Here is a 21,141-nt window from a genome sequence, read left to right as displayed (position 1 = left end):
TTAAATAAATTTGAATGCACAAATATTAAAAAAAATGTACCCGATCCGTGATTTTTTATACGAAAAATGTACCCGATCCGTGATTTTTTATACGAAAAATGTACCCGATCCGTGATTTTTTTATTCAACTTTAACGATATAACCTACTGAATACCAGTTGCTAACATCTGTTTTTTTTGCAAGTGATAAGTTATATCAATAATAAGTTAAAACAATCATAAGTAAATTGTAGCAAATTTTTAAATAATCAAAAACCGAAAATCAGAACTCATAGAACCTAAACAACTAAAAAGAAAAATTACCCTACTTTCGGCGACTCCCCTAAAAAGAAAAGATTGATAGATGTCCTATTCCTGTTGTAGGAATGCCATACGAGAACAAGATCTTATTTAACGCAAAATAAGGCACCATAGACGACGCATTATTGCGAAGACATATAAAAATGCTACCAAACAGAGAAAATGCAAGGAGGATACCTTAAAATGCGAAATACAGGAACTCTATTTCTCATGACAACTGTTTCAGTTTCTCTATCGCCTTTTCTATATTTCCCTTGCATGATTGAAGCAATTGGGTCAGGTAAGAATGCCCGCCGTTCATCAATACAGAATTTGTTAGTTTCTCTAATTCTTTTCCAGAAAACTTATATACGCTATCCAAAACAATACGAATACTATCCCGTTCCACATCATCCCTGTATTGTTGGCTTATTTTTTGTCCTGAAGGAATATTGGATAATTGTTCCGGTTGATACACTGGGGTAATAGTGATTCCTATCACCTTTTTCTTTCCTCCTTGGGGGTTATGTTTATTCTCATAATCCAACTCATAGACAAAACTATACGGAGCATTCTGATCCAACTCTTTCTTTGCCTGCTCTACAACTCGTGCAAGGAAATTATTCATTTTCATGTATTTGTTGCCAAGTTCTAGTACAGTTCTTATCTTCTCTATATTGTAAGTTATCGGTTTATTCTTCCCTTTGATAAGTTCATAAAAATGACGTGCATAGATGCTTCTGAAAGATATTACCGCTTCTAGTTCCTTCTTTTGATTCACATGTGGAAGATGTAACAATACTTCGTATATCTCTCGACGTAAGAGAAGGTGTATATCGTTCGTATTCTTATCTATTCCCATGTAATAAATAAATGGGAAACGTATCAATCGCTCTCCGTCTTCATGCTGTATCATTCGCTTCTGTAAGTTATATATAGCCTTTTTTGTCTGTATAAAATTCTCTCCTTCTTTTAAAGAGAGGATAATCTCTACGTATCCATTAGTGTTCTTTCTAAGAATAAAATCCTTGTTTTGTTCTTCCTTATCCAGTTGGAAGCATTCGACCAATCTATATAGAACATGTTTCTCATCTTCAGAGAAAGGGTGCTTCGATACTGACAGTAGATAGGACTGAATAAATTTGCTAGGAAGATGTACCTTCTCTTGGGACATAGAAAGGTCATCGATAGTATTGGTATCAACCTTTTCCACAACCTTAGCTTCTATCGGTTTTCTTCTCATAATGAAGGATAATAACCATTCTCTCCATGTACTCATAATTTGTAATATCAAATGGGTCTGATTAATATAAATATCTATCAAAAATAACAAATACAAGAGAATGTATTCATTGGTAGAATTCCAAAATGTAGCTATTGATAATAAAAACAGACTAAAACGTATCATTACATAGATAGAAAGGCTGTAAGTAAATACACCTATTGTTAACATTCGTATCTAAACCTTATAAGTTACCCGTGTAACTTAAAGTTTTACTTTAATCCACTTCTTCTGTAAAAAGAGTAATGAATATTATACCTATCTTTAACAGTGCATGCTATATAAACTTAAGAAGTAACAAGATCATGGAAATAGTAAGAGAGAGAACTGAAAAAAAAACGGATAAGGATTATCAATTGAATATTGACCCCAATCTTTTACCGATTGATTTAGATATGAAAGGAAATACTGAAACAGAAAAAGAAGATCCGTACTTGTATTCTATGGAAGAGCTTCATCAGTCGATAGAAGAAGCCAGTCAAGCATCTCGAGAAGGGAAATGCATACCCTACGATGACAAATCCTTGATGGAAGAGATAGACCAGATGATAGAGAGGATGGAGGCAAGAGAAAGAGAAAAGTAATGTGAATGGTAAGAAAGCTTATATTGTGAGATTGCCTCAGATGCTATAGAGGAGTTAGCAAGGCATGAAAAAGATAGTAATCCATCTTGTTTAGATAGAATCAAACGTATGCTAAATGATTTAGCTATTAACCCTCGAAGATATGGAATTGGAAAGCCTAAACCTTATAGAAAAACCAGGCAAAGTAAGGGTAACTAATCTATGGGGACATTATGATGATAAATAAAGTACGATAATTTTTATTACCTTCGGACTAGCAATTATTTCCAAATTTATTTTTTTTAGCTATTGTCAAGAGAAGTCAGCATAGTTTTGCTGGCTTTTCTTGTTTTGTTTTAAAGATTTCTATATTCGTTCCTTGTTTATTCATTGAAGACAATGGTGGCGGGGAAGTTATGATAGCTTTTCCGCTTCTTTGTTATTAGATCTATCCTTTTAAACCAACCATTCCCTTCCTCAAGTATCAAAGTCTATTTCAAAAAGCGAAATAATTTCAGATCTTTGGACAAATCCTAATGAATAGAATGTCACCCCATATCGTTTTTGCTGATGAACGATTATTTTATTGAAATAGAAGAAGATAGAGGCTTATCCCGTGATGAGTTGATCAGTCAATGTAACTTTGACAAGCTTAGGGATTCCTTAGTCATCACGCCTAACACGAAACAACAGGTTCGTTTTAAGTCCTGGCAACTTAAACTCTTTCTTAATGAAGACTACTCAAAAGGATGCAGGTATAAATACAGTTATGCAGAGGACACCTTTGATCCGATTAGACTTAGGAAAGGGAAAAGATAGTTCCCATTTTAGCTCTCTGTGTACATCATAACGACAAATAACTGTAAAAAAATAAAAAGGTATAGAGTATGATGGAAGAGAAAAAGAATTGCAAGCTAGAAGCCTTTGATAGCCGTTGTTGTTCATTTTGTTCTCGTTCTTCAGAGTGTCATGTGTTTGACCGTATGCTAAGAAAATATGAGAAGAAGCTGTTTGTATCCTAAATTAACTACTCAATCGCTATGCTTTTGGAATGGATTATTATTGTTGTATTCGTTATTCTGGTGATCTGGTTAATCATTAAATGGTAAAAAACAAGTTAAAGGACTTGACCTAAACCAATATGAACATCATAGACACGGAAGGACAACGTAAAGAGTCAGAAAAAGAATTGGCTAATATATAATTTATACTATCGATGAATATAGACAATGAAATGAAAGCCTGCTATGGACACTGGGACCCATCGTGCAACTTAGAACGTTCCGATTGTCCATGTATAGATGAATGCCGTAATTATACGGCGAGAGGGGATAAAATACTAAAGTTCTTGAATCCTTTCTCTATGCTGAGAACATGGTTTAAGCGTCTACCAAAAAGAATTATCGTACAAAAATGGAACAAGGCATCAACTGACAGCAGTTAGTTATAGTTGTATATTCAAAATTTTAACCTTAATTAATTTAATCTAAAAAGAAGATGGATAAAGTCAAGATGAATGCTGGAGATATCATCAGGAGTGCATCACGAGCTTCTGGTTACTCTCGAAGAGTGGTGAAAGATGTCTTTCAGCAATGCATAGAAGAGATGAAAGAAACACTATTGTCTGGGAAGAGGGTAAGTCTTAAGGATTTCCTGTCTCTTACTCTCGATGAATATACAGTGAAACCATCTGGGGTGATTTCTCCTGCACTGATTGGTACCCATCCACGTGTAACGGCACATTTATATAGCCAGTATAAGAGAACGATCAGAGAGAATAGACAGGCCCTACACGATGCTATTTTAGCACGTAAGGAAGCTATTCAAAATGATCCACTTACTAAGAGAAGAATTGAACAGTTGAGTAAAGTAAATCCTTCCATCAAGAAGAATAAGAAGAAGCGTGCGAAGAGAGCTTGAGCGTTCTTACAATAATGGAATATTTGACTCCCAAAGATTAACGGACAAAATGTAGGAAGTAAAAAAAATAGATAATTGGATTGTAATCTTCAATAAGCTATGGAAACGATAAAAGAAGATACAAAGAAGGTAGCTCACGTTGATTTAGATAACAATTCAAACGATGATTCAAATCTTGTATATTCAATGGAAGAGCTTGGGAGATGGATTGAAGAAGCTAGACTTGATGATGAAGAAGGAAAATGTGTCATCTATAATGAAGAATTTAGAGAAAGAATAAGACGTGAGATAGAGGCAGAAAAGAAATGAGAAGAAATGTGCGAAGATAGCTGGAGCGTTCTTACAATAAGTGAGTATTTGGCTCCTAAAGATTAATGGACAAAATTATAGCGTATATTGTAGTAATAATCAGCGTAATAATACTTATAAGTTATGGAAACAGTAAAAGAAAACACAAAGAAGGTTGACGGAAGTATGGACGTTGATTCAGACGATGATATCAAACTCGAGTACACTATGGAAGATCTTGATAGGATGATTGAAGAAGCTGATCAGGACGAACGAGAAGGCAAACTCATACCCTATGACGAATCTTACAAGGAAGAAATGAGGAAGCTAGAGGAGGAATGGAAGGACAAGGAATATGTAGATAGATGGCATTTGTTGTAGAGTTATCTCGAAGTGCGAAAAAAGAACACAGAGAGTATATTAAGGCTGGCAGTCCTCATTTGGACATTATGACGATAAATAAAATGACGATTAACAACTGCTCAGTATGAAAAAACTATTATTTCTTTTCTATAGTCTGGTGCTGTTGTTTGTAACAGTGTCTGTCTCTTCATGTAAAAAAAGATGGGTTTCGGATTCTAAAGAACATTGCACAGTGTATTTTAAGGATGGAACAAAGAAGGAATTTGACATTGATTGCAAATACCAGCTTAATTATGGATTGGAAGGTTGGCTTGGTGATTATCCATATCCTGATGGGCAGTGGCTAGAAGACACCACTTGCCATTTCGGAACTTTTCATATTAATTTATATGAGGTCTACGGAAAAAATAATGGTATAAGTCTTCCTGATAGATTTGAGGATACTGGTGACTACTATCATCATGGAAATAGGTGCTGTCATATAGGATGGAGTGATTATGCTCCAACACAAGAAGGATGCTTAAAAGAAATGGAAAGGATTGCTAAAGTAATTGGTGGGGAAGTAAAGCAATACCACCATTATGACTACATCACTCTTTGTACTCACAGTTTAAAAGATGTAATAGGGTATAGCCTCCGGTCTAAAGATTATGAAAAAACGATACGTGAATTTGAATAAACAATTGAGTTCATATCCAAGATATAATTAACAAGAAAAGATTTTCGGTTGATTATTATACATGGGGAGCGGTAGGGCGTAATTGCCTTGTCGCTCTTGTGTTTTTATACGGTTTATCACAAAAAAAAACTCCCCGAAATTGCGAACGGGGAGAACAATGGGATCAGCCTTTTGTTTTTTAGTGGAATAGATACAGCAAATGTATCTATTTTTATTTGATTTCTAAATCAGGTAAATTTATATTGTCCGGTCTCTAGACAAAGAATGAGACCAAACTAAAGAGTTAAACTAAAAACAATTGTTATGAATATGAAAGCAAAAAAACTATTAACCTTGATCTTTTTCTCCGCTATCTGTTTTGGAGTAGGAGCTAAGGCAGCTAAAAAAGAAATAAAACCTGAACTTATTCCTGCACAGACAGAAGAAGTGAAACAAGAACAAGAAAGGGATCATTATCGTGAATGTCCATTTCTTGGAAAACCTTTTAGTAAAAAACAAGTAAGTTATAGATCTGTAGCAGACAAAGGAGTCTATATAGTAGATCTTGGAGATGATATGTACGCTATCTATAAGAAAGGCGTAACTGACAAAGAAGGGATTAGTGATGAAACTACTGTTGAAATCTTTGTGATTCCTATTATAGGAAGATAAACGTTCTTTCGAGTAAAAATAGAACCGACAGGATTTTTCCTGCCGGTTTTTCTTTGCTCTTTAACTAACATTGAGCCAGTGTTAAGTATGGACTACCTTGCGTGTAACACAGATCCTTGCAGTACCTTCTCACATAACGAGTAACAGTCCGCCGATGAACGTTGTTCTGTCTGGCTATCTCGTCAATAGATAGATAAGGATTAATTACCAGTTTTTTCCCTGAATCTTTTGGTCTCCCCCAAACAAAATCTCCATTGCTTTCTGCCTTAACCCTCAAATAAGATTCTCTGGTCCTAGCACAGTTTAAATCTCTCTCAATCTCGGCTGCTATCGTATGTGCAAATAGCATGACCTTACTGTTGAGATCATTTGTCTTGAAATAATAGTTCTGTTTGACTGCAATAAAATTGCATCCTTTCTCATTGCAGAGCATATTGATGTTACTAATTACATCCATCATGTTGCGTCCAATACGGGATACTTCACTTACAATTAGGGTATCACCCTTTTTAAGTTCGTCCATAACAGAGGCAAGCTTTCTATCTTTTGCTCTTACTTTGCCTGAAACAGTTTCTTCGATTACACGGTCAATCGTCATTTGATGTTCTTCCATGTACTTTTCTATCCCCATCATCTGATTATTTACGTCTTGATGGCAAGTACTTACTCTTAGATACACAACATTCATACATTCGAGGGTTTTTATAGTTAGACTTGATATTTATAATTACGAAACACATAAATTGCTATACTTGTTATAGTCTATGTAAAAAAATAAGGAATGAGATCGTAGAACAGTGTTTTATAGGATACTGACAATATGACAATAAGCTATTTGACAAAAAAGCTTGGATTCTTGTCAAGAAGGGTAAAAAAAAAGAGAAAAAAAGCCTTAACACTAAGATAATCTCGGAAAAAAATCTATCTTTGAGAGCAACGTTTTATTCCAATGTTTTTTTCTTTAAGTTGAGAATGGGCAGAAGCAATTTTGCCCTTTTTCATTTTAATCCTTCCAGAGCATCACTTCTACTCATACCCATTACTTGTAAATATGCATACCTGCTTCCGGTCTTACCCTGAAATATTCCATGAGTAATGTCATAAAAAAAAGAGCTATACGACGATAGCCCTTCTTACGAAGAATAAGTTATGTTGCATACAATTCTGTATGCAAGCTAATCATTTATTGTATGTCTTGCATCATGGACTGTTCCATATGTCTTAAGGTGTTTGTCAAGCCATTGATATCATTAGAGAATGATTTAAACACGCTATCCATCTCGTTTGCTATAGCAGTGCATTGTGCATTGATCTTCTTTACTAGCTCTTCCATACTCATAGTGTTTTAAGTTATACATTCATTAGTTGCAAAAAGATAAAGGCAAGCCTAAACCTGCCCTTGCTAACGAATGTCTAACTTATGTCTTTTGAGTAGGCTAACAGTCTCCCAGACCTGACACAACAACATTGCCAACAGCATGCTACATGCTATATGTGCTGGGCAATAAAACAGCTAGGCAATCAAGAGTGGTCAATAATGTTGATATATATCAATCGACAAAATGCCTTGTTTTCAGAGTTGTCCAAAAAATAGTTTTTCCTGTTTCTAATGTCAGTGAACCTAAGTCCGTTTATCCTATCGGAAATCAAAGGAAACCCTTTTAGCGTAGCTTTGTGCGGGTACTTTCCCCTTTGCTGATGCTGTGGGGTGTTTTCGTCCGCTCATTTTTCACACGTACTTCTTAATGCTGTGAAACAAGGCATAGGGGGGATAGTATGAAATACTTATGAAGGTAGGGGGTGTTTATTTAGGAGGGTTACCCTGAGGCTTTCACTCTCTCAGGAATACACTATATTAATATAGTGTATATCAAAAGTTTATATCAAACACGCTGTGAGACCTATTCTCTACATCTTTTTTTTCAATGAGTGAATGTAATCTATCTATTTCTGTTTGCAAACGATTATCCAAGTACTCAATCTTATCTAAAAATTCTTTTACTCCGTATTTATTCATTGCTCCCATTGAATGAACATAATCAACTTGCTCTTTATAAATGTTTCTGTAAGTCATAATCTTTTTATTTTTGAGCTAAAAAAAAACTACAATTTCTTATCATGGTTTGTGTTCTTATACGAACGATTTTTCTGTGTTATAGACTTCTTCAAGACAGAAACCATAGTCTCCGGCATTCCTACATGTTGACCCATTTGCACAAAAAGAGAAATAATACCTACGTGTATGATCTGTCTTGCGGTTCTGCTTACTGTCTAGTATCTCTCCCATGATCTGGTCTATCTGACCATCAGCAGAAGTAAGAGAATCATCTCCTACAGCTACCATGTAGATATTCCTTGATGGGATATGAACAAGAACGAAGTAGGCACGGATCTCTTTCCCTTCCAATTCTTCTGGAAAGTTCTCCTTCAAGGCCCTGCGGTAGAAAGCAAGGGCGTAATGATCACATGTACGATAGATCTGTCTCATCCATTGACTTACAGGTATGCGAATAGGCTTTACTTCAAGAATGTATACACAGTCATCCAGAACAACAATGCGATCTATCTTGCATTTTGCAGGTAGTGTACCACCTTTGGTTAGTCCAGAGGTGGCTGGAACTTTTATATCCCAGTAAATCTCCTGTTCTGCATAGATCTCTTTTTTGGAGAAGGGATCATCTTCATAGTCCATCAGAGTACTATAGAGGGCGTTGTTCTTGCCTGAATCCAAAAGATCATTGAGTATCTCACGATTAGCATCAGATATGGGGATGCGACTTCCAAAGGCACGGATATCCTTGATCAGGCTTCTGACGTTTTTCCCCAACCATCGTTTCTGGGCTACATTGGCAATCATAGAATCATACATCCCATAATGTTTGAGAAGAACACTGCAAGCTGTCTCCAGATCAAACTCTTTCATGGGATCATCATTGATGGCAGCTATCTCTATGGCTGCTGATATGTATTCTTCAGATTTCTCTCTGAGTTTGCCAGAGAGATACCAGTAGCGTTTGCAGAATGCTTCATGGTCTAAGACTAGGTAATCACGAACCATCTGACTGACCTTGTCCGGTGTCTTTCCTATCTTTGATTCCCCTTTGAAGCATTGCCAGAAGAGCATCTCATCCTCTCTCCATCGACTAAATAGTTCACCAGAGAGAAGATGAGTAGCACTCTGATAGTCAGAGTAATGTTCATTCTTGGGAAAATGGAACAGTCCTTTCGACTCTTCTTGATCTGTAGCTATATCTTGTTCTGTAGTATTTGTTTCCATTACTATTATATTTAGTAGGTTAATGAATTCAATGCTGACCATGACGAAGCTCTTTCTGGAACTTTCCAAGCCACTTCTTCTCTCTATCCAATGGAATACGCAAATCTCCTCTGATTAGAAAAGGAATAACTTCAGGCTTGTACATCTGTTTGAAGGACTTTCTTTTCAAGTCATGACGACCACGTTTGATTAACTCTTTCTCTATGAGCCAGCATATGGCATTATTCCATTCATTTTCTTCAGGAAGGAAAAGAATTCCCTGCTTTTGACAATATATCTTCTTTAGATCTTCCATATCCTGTTTATCGAAGATCTTGCCTTGAACAGCAACCATTCTTTTGACAATATCTACCAATAATTTAAAATCAATTGAATCTTTCTTCCTATTTATCTTTCTTTTGTTCATGATGAATAATGCTTTAACAAAGATAGTGTAAAACATTGACTATAATAGCATTAATAACATGAATAACAAAAAAAAAGAGAGGGACAGAACTGCTTCCGTACCTCTCTCAAAAAAAAAAAATTACTTATTGCTAATATGGAAAAAGCTCAGTGAATATAGACTTTATACTAAAAACATTCAAATTATAATAATATTCAATCATCTGGTGGATGTATCTGAATGGCGTGTTTTCGTTGTATATACATAAGTGTCAGGTGTCATACCATCTGCCTCATAATATCCTTTCCAATAGACTGTTGCTTCATGTTTACATTCTAACCGATAATCGTAACCTTGTTCTAAATCACCATATTTCGTTTGGTAAATCTTTTTACCATTTTTACCACTGTATTCGCCATAATCTTTGCATTTGCTCAATCCGCTATCACAATGAGAGATTATGCCCATTGCAATTGCCTTTACTCCGAAACAAATAGTGAAAAATAACAGGGTTATTAGTAGTTTCTTGGCTTTAGCCGATACATATGCATTCATATTTTTTCTTTTATTGTTTCATATTTCCATTAAAGTTGTTTTACAACTTTATATGTCCAGCGAAGTTAGCATTTAATATGTTGAGAAACATCAATTCTTACATCAAAAAGAACAAGAAGAAGCGAGAGAAGAAAATCCAGAAAAAACAAATAAGAACGAATGAATCATAAAATATTTTTTGTACTCTTTCCTAAGTTTTTTTATTACGACAGTTGAGACGGTTCGGTGTAGTTTATACCTTACCGTTTCTTTGATTCAATAGATTATATTTGGAAAACAAACAGCGATCTGCATCAGATAAATTTAACATACAGAAGATTTAATAGATAAGAAAAAATAAATTTGTTCATCATGGAGAAAGAAAAATGCCCTAAAGAAGCCCCTTGTAAGGACGATCCTTGCAAGTGCAACTAATATTAAAATCTACAGATCTATGAAGAAATTGGTCTTAACAACCATCCTGTCTTGTAGTATCCTTTTTGTCCAAGCTGGAGTGTGGCAGACAATCAAGGATATAGCATCCACAGCTTTTACTGTTGAGTGCGGATACCTCTTACTTAAGTACGCAGATAGCAAGGGAATAATAACGGTTCCTATATTTCATCAAAATAAGTAAGCCCATTAAACGAATGAGAAAAATACTTGGCATACTAAAATTTTGGTAGGTCTTGTTTTCTGTTATGTATATGTGAATAGCAGTAGTCTTACTATTTAAGTTTTACATATTATGAAAAAACTACTCAATACAGTACTACTAACCTTTGTTTTCTTAGGCTTCGGGTTTCACTTAGCCAACGGGACGAAGATTTATATGATCCATCCTGCACCTCCTGCACTATCCACAACGATAGAAAGGTCTAAGTTTTGGAATAACGAGATATGGATCACATTACCGAAAGGACCCGATAACCGCAGTGAGGAATACTATGAAAAAGCAGACTATAGGTATGCAACATTTTGGGCCTCCACTAATGGTTCTGACGTTATAATAGAACTTGCATGGGATTGCGAAAAAGAAAGTGACGGAGATGTCGAAGGCAAAGCTGTGTATAATAGGATTTGTTCTTTTTTTACCCAGCACAATGTTCCTTTTTCTTCTATAGTCCTATATGGTATTCAGGGCTCGGATGATGGATACTTCAGATGGACAATAGCACAGGAGTATATAGAATCGGTAAAGATAGACTAGACGACAATGAAGAAAATAATACTAACAATCATGCTCTCCTGTAGTGTAATCTTTGCGGGTGTTGTATTATACAATGGATATCTACCACACAAGGAAGACATTCATTTACGATGCCATATCATGGAGCATCTTGATAACCTCGCTGGATCCCCTGTTTGGATAAAAGATGACTACGGAAATGAGTATACAGCTATTAATTATGGAGAATTAAAGAAGGGAGATAATTATCTTCTCGCCCCTGAACTTGGTCGAATATATCGAAAGGGAGATGGTGATGCACATGGAGTGCAAGACAGCTGGACCGTTTACATCACACATTTTGACCAGCATTTGGATCATAATATGGCATGACTAACGAAGAAACATTAGTACAGAGAATAATGGATTGAGTAAACCAAGAATATGGGGAAAAGGCTGTGGAATGCCTGTTCACAGTTGGACTTTTTTGATAATTTAAAAAACGATTATTATGAAGAGCTTAAGACTATTAACAGTATTATTATTTGCATCATTCTTCCATGTTATATGTAATGCAGGAATAATAGATAGGAACGAACGTTTTGGATCAGAAAGAAGAAAAAGGGAAGAGTTTTTCTATATCCCGAATAGATCAGCAGTTGTATGTAACTCAGTATGTAAAGCAGAAAAAGAGTATACAATAGAAGAATTGCAGGCGATGCTGCATTCAGCAGCACCTCAAAAACCTAAGACAAATACCGAAGCACGTAAACTTGTAAGTATAGCATACGTTAACGTTTATTACGGAGAGGCATATCAATACAATGGTATGTGGCAAGTAAAAGGTGAAGAATTTGCTACAACACCTTCAAATGAAACTATTGTGGCCATATGGAGTAGAGATAGTGCAATTACACATTAATATTAATTATCATGAAAAGATACATACTCAGCATATTACTTGCCGGTGTGTTTTTGCATGGTTTTGCAAATCCACAACCGCCTTCTCCTAATGAGAAGAAAGAGCCCGGATATAATCGTTATTACGAGAATAATGACGGGATGCCTAAAGCTCTAAGGGAAACATATTACTGGTGCAGTAAATATGTTGCTGTCTATGGCACTTATCTAAGTGCCAAGTGGATACTGACAGACTTAGTGCATCACTTTAAGAAGAAACCACAACTACAAACACAAACAAACGAACAAAAATGAAGAAACTACTAACACTCCTAAAAATAACAAGGTAACTTATGCGTAGAATACTCAATGTCCTCATACTAGTCTTTGTTTTCTTAGGCTTCGGGTTTCACTTGGCCTACGGGTCAAACTCATGGGTTGAGATAACGTTCTTAAATGGAACAAAAATACGTCAGGAAACAGAGCATTCACACTATGTGACGTTTGACATTACTAAACACAATGGAGAACCACGAGGGAATGTTAAACACGCGTTATGTATCCATGACTGGAATGGGTCCAATTATGGGTTTCACAGAGCAAAAGATGTTTATCAGGAACTCGTAGACAAAATAAATACTAAATCTCCTCAATCCATAATTGAGTGGGATTGCCATGAAGAGAGTTCTAGAGGGTGGAATGATCTATGGCTTGACCCTGCTAATATAACTAGGTTAGAGAACGGTGATGGAGAATATATTAATATAACACGAGACGGAAGACGCTTAATAATAACCATGCACAGACGATGAAAAAAATACTGCTAACACTACTATTTATCGCGTCCGCAGCCTTATCGTATGGAAATACGCATATAACTATACAGTTCAAGAATAATGACATTTTTACATACGATTTTATTGTTAACGCAGGAGATAAAGTACATGTATTCCATTTTGCAACAACTCCACACGAACAATGGATGAAGGGTCTTGGTCATTTGCCTAGCTTAGCTGAAGGAGAAGAGATGATTGGTTCATGTAGTGAATGGGAAGATAAAGCTGAAGCAGAGTATAAAGCTGTGTTAGATATACGACAAGCCTTTCGCTCAAGAGGATATAGAGCTGAGGTATGGCAGATATATTATTTAGATCCTTTTTTTAATGGGAATTGGGAGCAAGCTGTCTATTTTGATACAAAAGATGTTAAGGATGTAAAAATAGAAAGCCAATAGGATGGATAACAGCGAAGTATGAAAAAGACATGTGCCATATTTCTATTCTTGATAGCTTCGCTTGGAGCTACTGGAACAGTAATCCGTATGCGTCATCCACTGTCTACTGTTGTAGATGTGTCTACGTATTGGAATAATGAGATATGGATAACGATGGAGAAAGGCGACCATGATCTTAGTGATAAGTTTTATGATAAGGAAGACTGTTACGATGCAACATTTCTTGCTCACCTTGACGGAAGTGATGTGGTAATAGAATTAACGTATCTAAACGAAACAGAGAAAGAGGGGGAGGTTAAGGGTAAAGCTATGTACAATAAGCTTTGTGCATTCTTTAGCTCATGCGGGTGCCCATTTGCTTCGCTGATTATATGGGACTTGGAGCAAAAAGGCGAACGACACGCAGCATATTTCAGATGGACAATAGCACAGAAGTATATAGAATCAGTAACTATAGACTAGGATGGACAATAGCGAGAATTTAGTACAGAGAATAACAGAAGGCGTACAACAAGGGCGTCATATCAATAACGAGAGATGCCGTAGTTGTGCTAACTTTAAAGTAGCAACCTGCATGATTAACTTCATGCACGATGAACAATGATATGAAAAAACTAACAACACTCATATTCCTCTCAATACTTTGGTGGGGAATGTTTTGTGATACCCCATGTAATGCACGTGGAATAGTATGGCCTACAAGTGTAGGAGCATTGGGATGGAATTTTGATTTACGCCCCAAGCCGGATATTAAACCATGGGACGAAAAACGACATAACGATATGAACCCATATACAGGAAGTCATCAGTCGAGGACTGATTTTGTGTTGGTTTATGTTCCGTATGCGGATTTAATAACGTACGATTCATATAGAATGGATTCCAACATAGACGACAATGATAGTGCCAACTGGGATAAAAAAAGGAGTTAAAGATCTTGATGGCATAAAAGATTCTGATTTTGTATGGAAATTACAATATACAGGCTAATTGGCATAATTCTTTACTTGTCTACCCTATACTATAGAACATGAGCACACTTGACGCCTATCAAGGTCCAGTGTCAGAAAAGGATACTATTATCAGCGAAGAAGAATTTGAGCATCGTATGGAATACTTTGCCAAAATATGTGAAGGACGACTTAGAAAAAACTATTATGAGAGAAGAAAGATGGGATTTTGACGCGTGCCTCAAATGTTCAGATAGAGAAGGCAAACACTGTAAAGAATGTAACAAAGGTAGAGTCCTGGATTCAGGATGGTGAGAAAATTGACTTATTCTATGCCCCTAAAAACGATTATCTGGGGTATTTGATATAATTGTTTCACAAAAACACAAAACACGCTAATTTAGGCCTCAAATGCGTCAGAATGAATCTAGTGGGAAAAGCCCACTGCGAAGGCTGAAAAGTACGATTTATGACGATCTTTGAATGGGAAAACTTATTTTTGGTCTTTGACATTTCTTAATCGTCCAACTTCTATGAAACCTATATGAAACCTAAAAGAATTCTGTATTATGTGGTTTGTGCAGCTTTCGCTATTAGTGGGTTCCTGTTCAAAGGGAATAAGGCTAAAGCAATGAAGAAAGAAACTACAAATAATATTATCCTAAGGATGGGAGGTGATGCACAAGACAATTGGAGTCCTTCACATTCCTCTCACTATTCCCATAGTTCTCATTACTCACATTATTCAGGTAGATGAATATGAAAAAATTAATGCTTATCTTGATGACAGTTATGAATTTCTGGGGAATACCATTTGTTAATCCCTTCATTGTGAAAGCACAACATGCTGCTTATGAAGATAACTACATACAAGTCCCCTGGGAAGATCTCCCAAATGGAACTAGGTATAAAATAGAACCTGTACCCGATTCGTGTTATTTTACCAAAGGAACAGATGACTATCCGGGCATAACAGAAAAGGACTGTGTGTGGATTGATAGATAGAATAGTCCTTCTGTACACGAAGCGAATGGAAGAGTGATTTATCATCCTCTAAGACATAGATAACATATAACTTTGTAAATATTTAAATAAATAGCTTTGGTAATAAAAGAGAACTGGTTCCACGACGTAAAGTGTGAAAATCCAGCAGAGGAGATGATACGCCAGATATTATAATAGGACACATCATAATATAATATAACTATGAACATGAAAAAACTAAGAATCACACTACTATTTCTCTTCAGCATAGCATGCTGTGGAGTAAAAGCAACAGATATTCAGAAAAATTCGTCCGTGTATTATAATAGTATTCATATCTATCTAATTTCTCCATCTGGAAAAACAGATGATTATTATTACAGTGATAATAATCCTAATAAAACCTGTTTTGATGCCTATAACCACTATGAGCGTAGTGTAAGAATTATCTGCAAGGATATAGGAGGGATAGTTCAGACACCCATTAACGCTGTTGAAATTATAGACAATATTGTCTCTGGATTGCAAGCCAAGGGATATACTCCAGTAAGCAGAGGAGGGACACAGAAGAAAGCATGGGTTCAATACCTGCAGAGCAATGTACCGAAAATAATAATCGATTAAAAGACTTATCAAGATGATCTGAATATTGCATTGTTCTATTCTCAATGCGGTGCAAGTATTTTATCATCTCCATGCAGACATTTTAATGAGATAATATTTTATCTTTTCGTTTCGTTCGCAGGAAAGTCAGCAAACTCTTTTCTGTCTTTCCTGTTATATTTAGACAAATAGCTATTCCACTATAATTAAATCTTAAGTACAAATGAAGAAAATCTTTCTGTTGCTATCGCTCATTATGGGCATGGAAGCAACTTTTCCATCCGTTAGTTCATCCTCCCCTGATCAGATGAACGCTACAGAAAAAAGTCTTGTAAAAGATAATTCGCAAGATTCTCAAGCTACTCTAGCTTTGATCTATAAAGAACTGAACAGTATACACTGTGATATTGAATCTGCCAAAGATGCCATAAAACTAAATTGGAACCTATGGGGACTGGGTATACTAACTGTAATCTGTAGCATCGTAACAATTCATTATGCAAAAGCAGCAAAGTAACACAAGGATAAGCACCGGCGATATAGTTTCTAGCGTATCGAAAAGTACCGAAGAGACAAAAAAAAAGTAGTCAAGAAAGTTTTCTTGCAATGTATTGAAGAGATAAAGCAGAAACTATTAGAAGGGAAACTAGTAGGTTTGAGGAACTTTTTATCTCTTACTATTGCGGAGCGTACATCTAACCCTTCTGGTAACAGTCCTGCTTCCTTTATGGGTACGCATTACTATGCGAAAGCTCATTTCTACACAAAATACAAAAGTGCTATAAAGGGAAACGAGAAAGCCCTACACAAAGCCATTGTAACCAAAAGGAATGCTGTCAAAGCTGATCCGATGAACAAACTCAGATCAGAACAATTCAGACTGATGAATGAGAAGATATATAGGAAAAAGTAAGGCTCACGCTTCCCAAATTATACAACTACTCAACTTAGATCATATCTATCAGAATGAATATGGAAAAAGATGTCTGTCCAGAATGTGGAAGTGATCGAGTCATTTATCAAGAAGGCTGCATTCATTGCATGGAATGCGGCTACAGCAAATGTGAATAGGACTAATTATAACTAAGAATAAGAATAATAAATAATTATTAAAATTATGAATCAATTAGAAATTTTTGCCGTAACCTTCGCTGGCTGTTTCTGTGCAATCCTATGTACAATCCTACTTGTACGTATTGCTTTTGCTAGTTGCTTCCGTGAGAAGAAAGAAAAAACAAGGAACTTTCACGATTTTACAACAGAAGCACTGAAAGAAATCAAAGAGAAATGTAGCTATCTAAAAAAAGACAAGTATACTGAGGAGGAATAAGACCGGAAGTGGGATTGCTATCTATGCTTATAAGAAACAAAAGTATCAGATAAATATCCCATAACTCCTACTGTTCAGTAGTATCATTTTGCTTGAACTTACCTTTCAACCACTGACAAATGACGCACCGCTTATCCCAGCAGTAAATCCATCCATAAAGCTTCAATGAAGCCAGTAATGTAGAAACAACTATTGCTCCGGTATTATGACGGAGAGCTGAAAGGACTCCACAGGAGAAGCTGAAACATGATTCTCTATCCCAACATTCATATATTCCACAATGATAGCTGCTGTCTATCAAACCAGCAATGCCATACACCATCGAATAGAACATGCGAAACAAAGACATCCACAGGATAGCTAGTGCTGTGAGCTTGAAAATACCTATTAGGAATCCACGCAAACTTGAGGTATTTAGTTCCATGAAAATCTTAAATTTATTATATATCCGTTTGCAAAAATAAAAACATCATATGAAATACAGAATTCTGTTACTCTTCTCTGTTCTAACTTTTGGGTTATTCTTCCCCAAAGCAAACAATAGTGCCCTCGCTCAGTCAAATGAAGATTTCGCTACTACCGTTTACAAGACTAGAGAGGAAGTAAGAGATATCACATATGAATTAAAAAATACACTTTCCGATCGTAAAAAATTGCTATTGAAAATGAACACTCTGACAAATGATATAGACAAAGTTCTTCTAAAATTTAAAAATCAACAGATTAAAGATTTCAACAACGAAATAAGAAATATATACAAAAGAATAAAGACTGTCCGCGACAAAGGTCTTGATTCTGAAGATAAAATTGATGATTTAAATAAAAGGAAAGCCGTTATTGATTGCCAACTACATGAAAACTCAGGACTGCAAGATCTAGTTTATACGAATGACCTTTACAAAGCAGTTAATGAATTTAACACTTTCGATAGAGAATTAAATAAAAAATCAGATATCTACTTCAATAAGAGAGATGCCTTCATGAGCAAAGTGAAGACCCTTCCATCTGTGCGTAAAATTCAAAAAGAAGCAGATGGCGTTACAAAGGAATGGGGAACTTTACTGCAAGAAGCTAATGAACTCATGGAAGAGATGAATGGTCTGACAAACGATATGGACAAAGTCATCCAGAAAATTAACAATCGACAGATAACAGACTGTAATGATGAAATAAGAGATGTAGGTAGCAGAACAAATACTTTTATCGGAAAACGTAAAAAAATTCAGGAAATGCGTAATTCTCTTGTAGGAAGAGAAGAAGAAATAAGTGAAGATCCTAAAAAGGTGCTATCCTTTATCGACTGTACTGATCATAATAAAATGATTGAAGAATGGAATGCTTTTGATGAAGAATGGGGTACGAATTGGAATAATTACAGGGATAAAGCAAAAATCTTTGTAAGCAAAGTGAAATTATTCCCATGTATTCGCAGATATCAAGATGAAGTGGATAAAATCACAGAGGAATGGAAAACCGTACTATCTGATATGAAGAAGTTAATGCCTGAGACAGATGCATTGATAAACGACATAGATGAAGCTATTGTGAAGATTGATAAGCATGAGATAACTGACTGTAATAACGAAATAAAAGATATTAATAGTAGGCTATGTAGTTTTCACGACAAAATTGATAGCATTGATATTGCTAACAGGAAAACTAAAATTAACAATATACTCTTCGAAATAAGAAGAGATCCTCTTTTAAAACGAACTAAAAATAATGCCCAATCAGAAGAAGGAGATGATGAAATCATTACGATGTTCTCAGAAGAGGAAACACCAGAGATAGATCCACTGGTGTGGCTTATTAACTGGGAAGAATGTAAAAAGGTTTATAATGAAGATATTTTTCTCACTGTTTTTGTTAACAAAGAGTATGATTCGAAAAAATTGAAGACACTCTGGAATAAGATAGATATATTGAAAAGCAAAACAAAGGACTTCCCAGCTGTACGTAAACTCCAAAATGAAGTATCGGATATGGCAAGTAGAGGAAAAACTTTACTCTCTGACGAGAAGAAACTTCTTTCAGAAATGGATCTTTTGATAAGAGATATAGACGGAATTTTTGGGAAAATTGACAGAAAAGAGATCACAGATTGCAATAATGAAATAGAAGATATCAATAGTAGGGTCAATAGTCTTTACAACAAAACGGATGACATTAGCAATAGTGTTAAAGAATTTAATCGCATAAGAAAAGAAATAAGAGAAACACTAGGAGTGGTTGGAGTTGATTGGACTGACTATAACAAAGTACTTGATGAATGGCACGCTCTTATGTCTGAAGAAGATGATCCAAAGTGGAAAATCTTCGAAGAAAAATTAGATTCTTTGGAGAATAAAGTAAAAACATTCTCATCAGTACGCAAACTTCAGGATGAAGTGGTATATATCACATATGGATGGCAAATCCTATTATCTGATAAAAAGGATCTACTTCCAGAAATAGATCCTTTGATAAATGACATAAATAGAGCAATGGAGAAAATTGATAGGCGTGAGATTAAAAAATATAATAAAGAAATAAAGAACATTTACAATAGGATAAATAGTCTGAATGAGAAAAATGATGACATTTCTAGCAGAAAGGATGATCTTAATAACAGGGAAGACGCAGTAAGAAAAACTTCAAAAATGGTGGAAAATTTAGTGGAAAATTTAGTTGATTGGACTGACTTCAACAAAGTGATTGACAAATGGAATACTTTTAGGGATGAAGAAGATATTCCAAAGTGGGATATCTACAACAAAAAAGTAGAGACCTTCAATAGTATAACAGCTAACCTTTCAAATCATCCATAATCTTGTAGTACAAGCATCCGGAATGAATGCCCATCTATGATTTACATATTTGCATTATGGTTTTAGACTGGCATAAAATAGAGCATCTATTATTTTGCTTGAACTTAACTTTCAGTATTTGTTATATCTTCGTTTGAAATAAATAAAAGCTTCTATGAAATACAAAATCCTGTTACTCTTATCGCTGTTTACTTTCTCTGCTTTTCCAAAAGCCCCCAGAAGTACTGCTCCTTCTAAAAATAGCCATCCAAGTCTTTATAGTATTGCAAAAAAACTACAGGATGAAGTAGTTAGCTTAGAAACGGAAGAACAAAGATTAATCGACAATGAAAACGAATTTATTCCAGAAAGGAATTCATTGATAGATGATATAGATGAAGTACTGCGTAAGATTGACAATGGCGAAATTACCTATCGAAATGACGAGATAAATAATATTTGGGACAAGATAAATGATCTAGACCACGAATTCAAAGAATTCTATAAATCAGGGAAAACAGCACAGAACCTTAACGATAGAAAATTGGCTGTTGAATGCAAATTAGAGGAAAATCCAAAACTCAAAAACTTGATCTATATGGATCGTCTTTACGACAAGATTAACGAATATAATGATTTGTGTGATACTAATAAATGGGTTATATACAATAACAAAGCAGACACTTTTATTAGTAAAGCGAAGAATCTTCCATATTACCTTACAAGTGAAGACAGTCAAGAACTAGTGCCTTCTGAAGAAGAACCAATGGCAAGTGAAGAAAAATCTCCGGAAGGAGGCAAGTAATTTGCTCGAACCTAGGAAACTGTAGGAATAAGTGAAGAACAATCTTCGTAAATAAAGGATAAAACAGCTCTATATGCTGGTTTTATCACACATAAAACTAAGCAACAGTTCCTGTAACACATGTATCTCATAATATTGTCTGAGCTTATTCTCTGCATAAA

General features: G+C 35.4%; 31 protein-coding genes. 24 read left to right on the top strand and 7 right to left on the bottom strand.

Translation table 11 applies throughout. The features are described from left to right. Positions 1-507: 507 nt before the first annotated feature. Positions 508-1,557 (bottom strand): replication initiation protein, encoded by a 1,050-nt coding sequence (locus tag CFPG_RS04735; RefSeq protein WP_041572590.1) that lies wholly within the window; start codon positions 1,555-1,557, stop codon positions 508-510. A 308-nt stretch (positions 1,558-1,865) separates the two neighbouring features. Between CFPG_RS04735 and CFPG_RS04730 the strand changes: the two genes are divergently transcribed. From CFPG_RS04730 to CFPG_RS04700, 6 genes are all read left to right on the top strand, one after another. Then, complete coding sequence (locus CFPG_RS04730; protein WP_041572589.1) at positions 1,866-2,144, top strand: hypothetical protein; 279 nt, start codon at positions 1,866-1,868, stop codon at positions 2,142-2,144. 1,476 nt (positions 2,145-3,620) lie between these two features. Next, positions 3,621-4,043 carry an HU family DNA-binding protein gene (locus tag CFPG_RS04720; RefSeq protein ID WP_012573022.1) on the top strand — a complete coding sequence of 141 codons (423 nt, stop codon included), beginning with the start codon at positions 3,621-3,623 and terminating at the stop codon, positions 4,041-4,043. Positions 4,044-4,142: 99 nt separating this feature from the next. Then, positions 4,143-4,352 carry a hypothetical protein gene (locus CFPG_RS04715; RefSeq protein WP_041572587.1) on the top strand — a complete coding sequence of 70 codons (210 nt, stop codon included), beginning with the start codon at positions 4,143-4,145 and terminating at the stop codon, positions 4,350-4,352. A gap of 165 nt (positions 4,353-4,517) precedes the next feature. Further along, entirely contained in the window at positions 4,518-4,712 is a 195-nt protein-coding gene (locus tag CFPG_RS04710; RefSeq protein ID WP_265348078.1) for a hypothetical protein, read from the top strand. 106 nt (positions 4,713-4,818) lie between these two features. Next, positions 4,819-5,373 (top strand): hypothetical protein, encoded by a 555-nt coding sequence (locus CFPG_RS04705; RefSeq protein WP_012573021.1) that lies wholly within the window; start codon positions 4,819-4,821, stop codon positions 5,371-5,373. Between the two features lie 309 nt (positions 5,374-5,682). Next, a complete protein-coding gene (locus tag CFPG_RS04700) occupies positions 5,683-6,024 on the top strand; it encodes a hypothetical protein (protein WP_265348077.1) in 342 nt (113 codons plus the stop codon). A 64-nt stretch (positions 6,025-6,088) separates the two neighbouring features. On the opposite strand, the gene CFPG_RS04695 is transcribed toward CFPG_RS04700, so the two are convergent. From CFPG_RS04695 to CFPG_RS04670, 5 genes are all read right to left on the bottom strand, one after another. Continuing rightward, complete coding sequence (locus CFPG_RS04695; RefSeq protein ID WP_012573019.1) at positions 6,089-6,712, bottom strand: recombinase family protein; 624 nt, start codon at positions 6,710-6,712, stop codon at positions 6,089-6,091. A gap of 1,182 nt (positions 6,713-7,894) precedes the next feature. Continuing rightward, entirely contained in the window at positions 7,895-8,098 is a 204-nt protein-coding gene (locus tag CFPG_RS04685) for a hypothetical protein (protein WP_041572584.1), read from the bottom strand. Between the two features lie 57 nt (positions 8,099-8,155). Further along, on the bottom strand, positions 8,156-9,301 hold the full coding sequence (locus tag CFPG_RS04680; RefSeq protein WP_265348076.1) for a hypothetical protein: 1,146 nt from the start codon (positions 9,299-9,301) through the stop codon (positions 8,156-8,158). 28 nt (positions 9,302-9,329) lie between these two features. Next, positions 9,330-9,707 carry a hypothetical protein gene (locus CFPG_RS04675; RefSeq protein WP_041572583.1) on the bottom strand — a complete coding sequence of 126 codons (378 nt, stop codon included), beginning with the start codon at positions 9,705-9,707 and terminating at the stop codon, positions 9,330-9,332. A 198-nt stretch (positions 9,708-9,905) separates the two neighbouring features. Continuing rightward, a complete protein-coding gene (locus CFPG_RS04670) occupies positions 9,906-10,241 on the bottom strand; it encodes a hypothetical protein (RefSeq protein WP_012573016.1) in 336 nt (111 codons plus the stop codon). 433 nt (positions 10,242-10,674) lie between these two features. Here CFPG_RS04670 and CFPG_RS05725 point away from each other — a divergent pair, with 433 nt between their 5' ends. From CFPG_RS05725 to CFPG_RS04600, 16 genes are all read left to right on the top strand, one after another. After that, on the top strand, positions 10,675-10,857 hold the full coding sequence (locus CFPG_RS05725; protein ID WP_265348075.1) for a hypothetical protein: 183 nt from the start codon (positions 10,675-10,677) through the stop codon (positions 10,855-10,857). 111 nt (positions 10,858-10,968) lie between these two features. Further along, positions 10,969-11,430 (top strand): hypothetical protein, encoded by a 462-nt coding sequence (locus CFPG_RS04665; protein WP_012573015.1) that lies wholly within the window; start codon positions 10,969-10,971, stop codon positions 11,428-11,430. 6 nt (positions 11,431-11,436) lie between these two features. After that, positions 11,437-11,781, top strand: coding sequence for a hypothetical protein (locus CFPG_RS04660; RefSeq protein ID WP_012573014.1), 345 nt, complete (start codon positions 11,437-11,439; stop codon positions 11,779-11,781). A gap of 118 nt (positions 11,782-11,899) precedes the next feature. After that, a complete protein-coding gene (locus CFPG_RS04655; protein ID WP_012573013.1) occupies positions 11,900-12,310 on the top strand; it encodes a hypothetical protein in 411 nt (136 codons plus the stop codon). A gap of 11 nt (positions 12,311-12,321) precedes the next feature. After that, positions 12,322-12,603: a hypothetical protein gene (locus tag CFPG_RS04650; protein ID WP_265348074.1), complete on the top strand. Its 282-nt coding sequence runs from the start codon at positions 12,322-12,324 to the stop codon at positions 12,601-12,603. A 98-nt stretch (positions 12,604-12,701) separates the two neighbouring features. After that, on the top strand, positions 12,702-13,100 hold the full coding sequence (locus CFPG_RS04645; protein WP_265348073.1) for a hypothetical protein: 399 nt from the start codon (positions 12,702-12,704) through the stop codon (positions 13,098-13,100). Then, positions 13,097-13,522: a hypothetical protein gene (locus tag CFPG_RS04640; protein ID WP_012573011.1), complete on the top strand. Its 426-nt coding sequence runs from the start codon at positions 13,097-13,099 to the stop codon at positions 13,520-13,522. Before CFPG_RS04645 ends, CFPG_RS04640 begins: the two co-directional genes overlap by 4 nt. Before the next feature lie 18 nt (positions 13,523-13,540). After that, complete coding sequence (locus CFPG_RS04635; RefSeq protein ID WP_012573010.1) at positions 13,541-13,984, top strand: hypothetical protein; 444 nt, start codon at positions 13,541-13,543, stop codon at positions 13,982-13,984. 143 nt (positions 13,985-14,127) lie between these two features. Next, positions 14,128-14,454, top strand: a complete 327-nt coding sequence (locus CFPG_RS04630; protein ID WP_265348072.1) for a hypothetical protein — start codon at positions 14,128-14,130, stop codon at positions 14,452-14,454. 98 nt (positions 14,455-14,552) lie between these two features. Beyond that, positions 14,553-14,705 carry a hypothetical protein gene (locus CFPG_RS05720; RefSeq protein ID WP_265348071.1) on the top strand — a complete coding sequence of 51 codons (153 nt, stop codon included), beginning with the start codon at positions 14,553-14,555 and terminating at the stop codon, positions 14,703-14,705. Between the two features lie 311 nt (positions 14,706-15,016). Further along, the gene (locus tag CFPG_RS04625) at positions 15,017-15,229 is read left to right on the top strand and encodes a hypothetical protein (protein ID WP_041572581.1); all 213 of its coding nucleotides are present in this window, start codon (positions 15,017-15,019) and stop codon (positions 15,227-15,229) included. A gap of 2 nt (positions 15,230-15,231) precedes the next feature. After that, entirely contained in the window at positions 15,232-15,477 is a 246-nt protein-coding gene (locus CFPG_RS04620; protein WP_265348070.1) for a hypothetical protein, read from the top strand. 207 nt (positions 15,478-15,684) lie between these two features. Next, positions 15,685-16,080: a hypothetical protein gene (locus CFPG_RS04615; protein WP_265348069.1), complete on the top strand. Its 396-nt coding sequence runs from the start codon at positions 15,685-15,687 to the stop codon at positions 16,078-16,080. Positions 16,081-16,282: 202 nt separating this feature from the next. Next, a complete protein-coding gene (locus CFPG_RS04610; RefSeq protein WP_041572578.1) occupies positions 16,283-16,576 on the top strand; it encodes a hypothetical protein in 294 nt (97 codons plus the stop codon). A gap of 84 nt (positions 16,577-16,660) precedes the next feature. Beyond that, on the top strand, positions 16,661-16,972 hold the full coding sequence (locus CFPG_RS04605; RefSeq protein ID WP_012573007.1) for a hypothetical protein: 312 nt from the start codon (positions 16,661-16,663) through the stop codon (positions 16,970-16,972). Positions 16,973-17,176: 204 nt separating this feature from the next. Continuing rightward, complete coding sequence (locus CFPG_RS04600; protein WP_041572429.1) at positions 17,177-17,389, top strand: hypothetical protein; 213 nt, start codon at positions 17,177-17,179, stop codon at positions 17,387-17,389. Positions 17,390-17,456: 67 nt separating this feature from the next. Here the strand turns inward: CFPG_RS04600 and CFPG_RS04595 are convergent, their stop codons facing one another. Next, complete coding sequence (locus CFPG_RS04595) at positions 17,457-17,813, bottom strand: hypothetical protein (RefSeq protein ID WP_012573006.1); 357 nt, start codon at positions 17,811-17,813, stop codon at positions 17,457-17,459. A gap of 49 nt (positions 17,814-17,862) precedes the next feature. On the opposite strand from CFPG_RS04595, the gene CFPG_RS04590 reads away from it, so the two are divergent. Next, entirely contained in the window at positions 17,863-20,196 is a 2,334-nt protein-coding gene (locus tag CFPG_RS04590; protein WP_012573005.1) for a hypothetical protein, read from the top strand. 154 nt (positions 20,197-20,350) lie between these two features. Continuing rightward, positions 20,351-20,980, top strand: coding sequence for a hypothetical protein (locus CFPG_RS04585; protein ID WP_012573004.1), 630 nt, complete (start codon positions 20,351-20,353; stop codon positions 20,978-20,980). Positions 20,981-21,141 lie beyond the last annotated feature (161 nt).

It is taken from the genome of Candidatus Azobacteroides pseudotrichonymphae genomovar. CFP2 (assembly GCF_000010645.1).
In the GTDB taxonomy this organism is placed as follows: domain Bacteria; phylum Bacteroidota; class Bacteroidia; order Bacteroidales; family Azobacteroidaceae; genus Azobacteroides; species Azobacteroides pseudotrichonymphae.
The sequence above is the reverse complement of the archived record's forward strand: the minus strand, read 5'-3'. Positions and strand labels throughout refer to the sequence as shown.

Coding starts and splice junctions, on each gene's coding strand:
- CFPG_RS04595 (WP_012573006.1), bottom strand. CDS start 17,813: ATGGAACTAAATACCTCAAGTTTGCGTGGATTCCTAATAGGTATTTTC.
- CFPG_RS04720 (WP_012573022.1), top strand. CDS start 3,621: ATGGATAAAGTCAAGATGAATGCTGGAGATATCATCAGGAGTGCATCA.
- CFPG_RS04610 (WP_041572578.1), top strand. CDS start 16,283: ATGAAGAAAATCTTTCTGTTGCTATCGCTCATTATGGGCATGGAAGCA.
- CFPG_RS04685 (WP_041572584.1), bottom strand. CDS start 8,098: ATGACTTACAGAAACATTTATAAAGAGCAAGTTGATTATGTTCATTCA.
- CFPG_RS04680 (WP_265348076.1), bottom strand. CDS start 9,301: ATGGAAACAAATACTACAGAACAAGATATAGCTACAGATCAAGAAGAG.
- CFPG_RS04735 (WP_041572590.1), bottom strand. CDS start 1,557: ATGAGTACATGGAGAGAATGGTTATTATCCTTCATTATGAGAAGAAAA.
- CFPG_RS04710 (WP_265348078.1), top strand. CDS start 4,518: ATGGACGTTGATTCAGACGATGATATCAAACTCGAGTACACTATGGAA.
- CFPG_RS04650 (WP_265348074.1), top strand. CDS start 12,322: ATGAAAAGATACATACTCAGCATATTACTTGCCGGTGTGTTTTTGCAT.
- CFPG_RS04630 (WP_265348072.1), top strand. CDS start 14,128: ATGAAAAAACTAACAACACTCATATTCCTCTCAATACTTTGGTGGGGA.
- CFPG_RS04600 (WP_041572429.1), top strand. CDS start 17,177: ATGAATCAATTAGAAATTTTTGCCGTAACCTTCGCTGGCTGTTTCTGT.
- CFPG_RS04640 (WP_012573011.1), top strand. CDS start 13,097: ATGAAAAAAATACTGCTAACACTACTATTTATCGCGTCCGCAGCCTTA.
- CFPG_RS04585 (WP_012573004.1), top strand. CDS start 20,351: ATGAAATACAAAATCCTGTTACTCTTATCGCTGTTTACTTTCTCTGCT.
- CFPG_RS04715 (WP_041572587.1), top strand. CDS start 4,143: ATGGAAACGATAAAAGAAGATACAAAGAAGGTAGCTCACGTTGATTTA.
- CFPG_RS04635 (WP_012573010.1), top strand. CDS start 13,541: ATGAAAAAGACATGTGCCATATTTCTATTCTTGATAGCTTCGCTTGGA.
- CFPG_RS04675 (WP_041572583.1), bottom strand. CDS start 9,707: ATGAACAAAAGAAAGATAAATAGGAAGAAAGATTCAATTGATTTTAAA.
- CFPG_RS04590 (WP_012573005.1), top strand. CDS start 17,863: ATGAAATACAGAATTCTGTTACTCTTCTCTGTTCTAACTTTTGGGTTA.
- CFPG_RS04670 (WP_012573016.1), bottom strand. CDS start 10,241: ATGAATGCATATGTATCGGCTAAAGCCAAGAAACTACTAATAACCCTG.
- CFPG_RS04620 (WP_265348070.1), top strand. CDS start 15,232: ATGAAAAAATTAATGCTTATCTTGATGACAGTTATGAATTTCTGGGGA.
- CFPG_RS04730 (WP_041572589.1), top strand. CDS start 1,866: ATGGAAATAGTAAGAGAGAGAACTGAAAAAAAAACGGATAAGGATTAT.
- CFPG_RS05725 (WP_265348075.1), top strand. CDS start 10,675: ATGAAGAAATTGGTCTTAACAACCATCCTGTCTTGTAGTATCCTTTTT.
- CFPG_RS04660 (WP_012573014.1), top strand. CDS start 11,437: ATGAAGAAAATAATACTAACAATCATGCTCTCCTGTAGTGTAATCTTT.
- CFPG_RS04655 (WP_012573013.1), top strand. CDS start 11,900: ATGAAGAGCTTAAGACTATTAACAGTATTATTATTTGCATCATTCTTC.
- CFPG_RS04625 (WP_041572581.1), top strand. CDS start 15,017: ATGAAACCTAAAAGAATTCTGTATTATGTGGTTTGTGCAGCTTTCGCT.
- CFPG_RS04700 (WP_265348077.1), top strand. CDS start 5,683: ATGAAAGCAAAAAAACTATTAACCTTGATCTTTTTCTCCGCTATCTGT.
- CFPG_RS05720 (WP_265348071.1), top strand. CDS start 14,553: ATGAGCACACTTGACGCCTATCAAGGTCCAGTGTCAGAAAAGGATACT.
- CFPG_RS04665 (WP_012573015.1), top strand. CDS start 10,969: ATGAAAAAACTACTCAATACAGTACTACTAACCTTTGTTTTCTTAGGC.
- CFPG_RS04705 (WP_012573021.1), top strand. CDS start 4,819: ATGAAAAAACTATTATTTCTTTTCTATAGTCTGGTGCTGTTGTTTGTA.
- CFPG_RS04695 (WP_012573019.1), bottom strand. CDS start 6,712: ATGAATGTTGTGTATCTAAGAGTAAGTACTTGCCATCAAGACGTAAAT.
- CFPG_RS04615 (WP_265348069.1), top strand. CDS start 15,685: ATGAAAAAACTAAGAATCACACTACTATTTCTCTTCAGCATAGCATGC.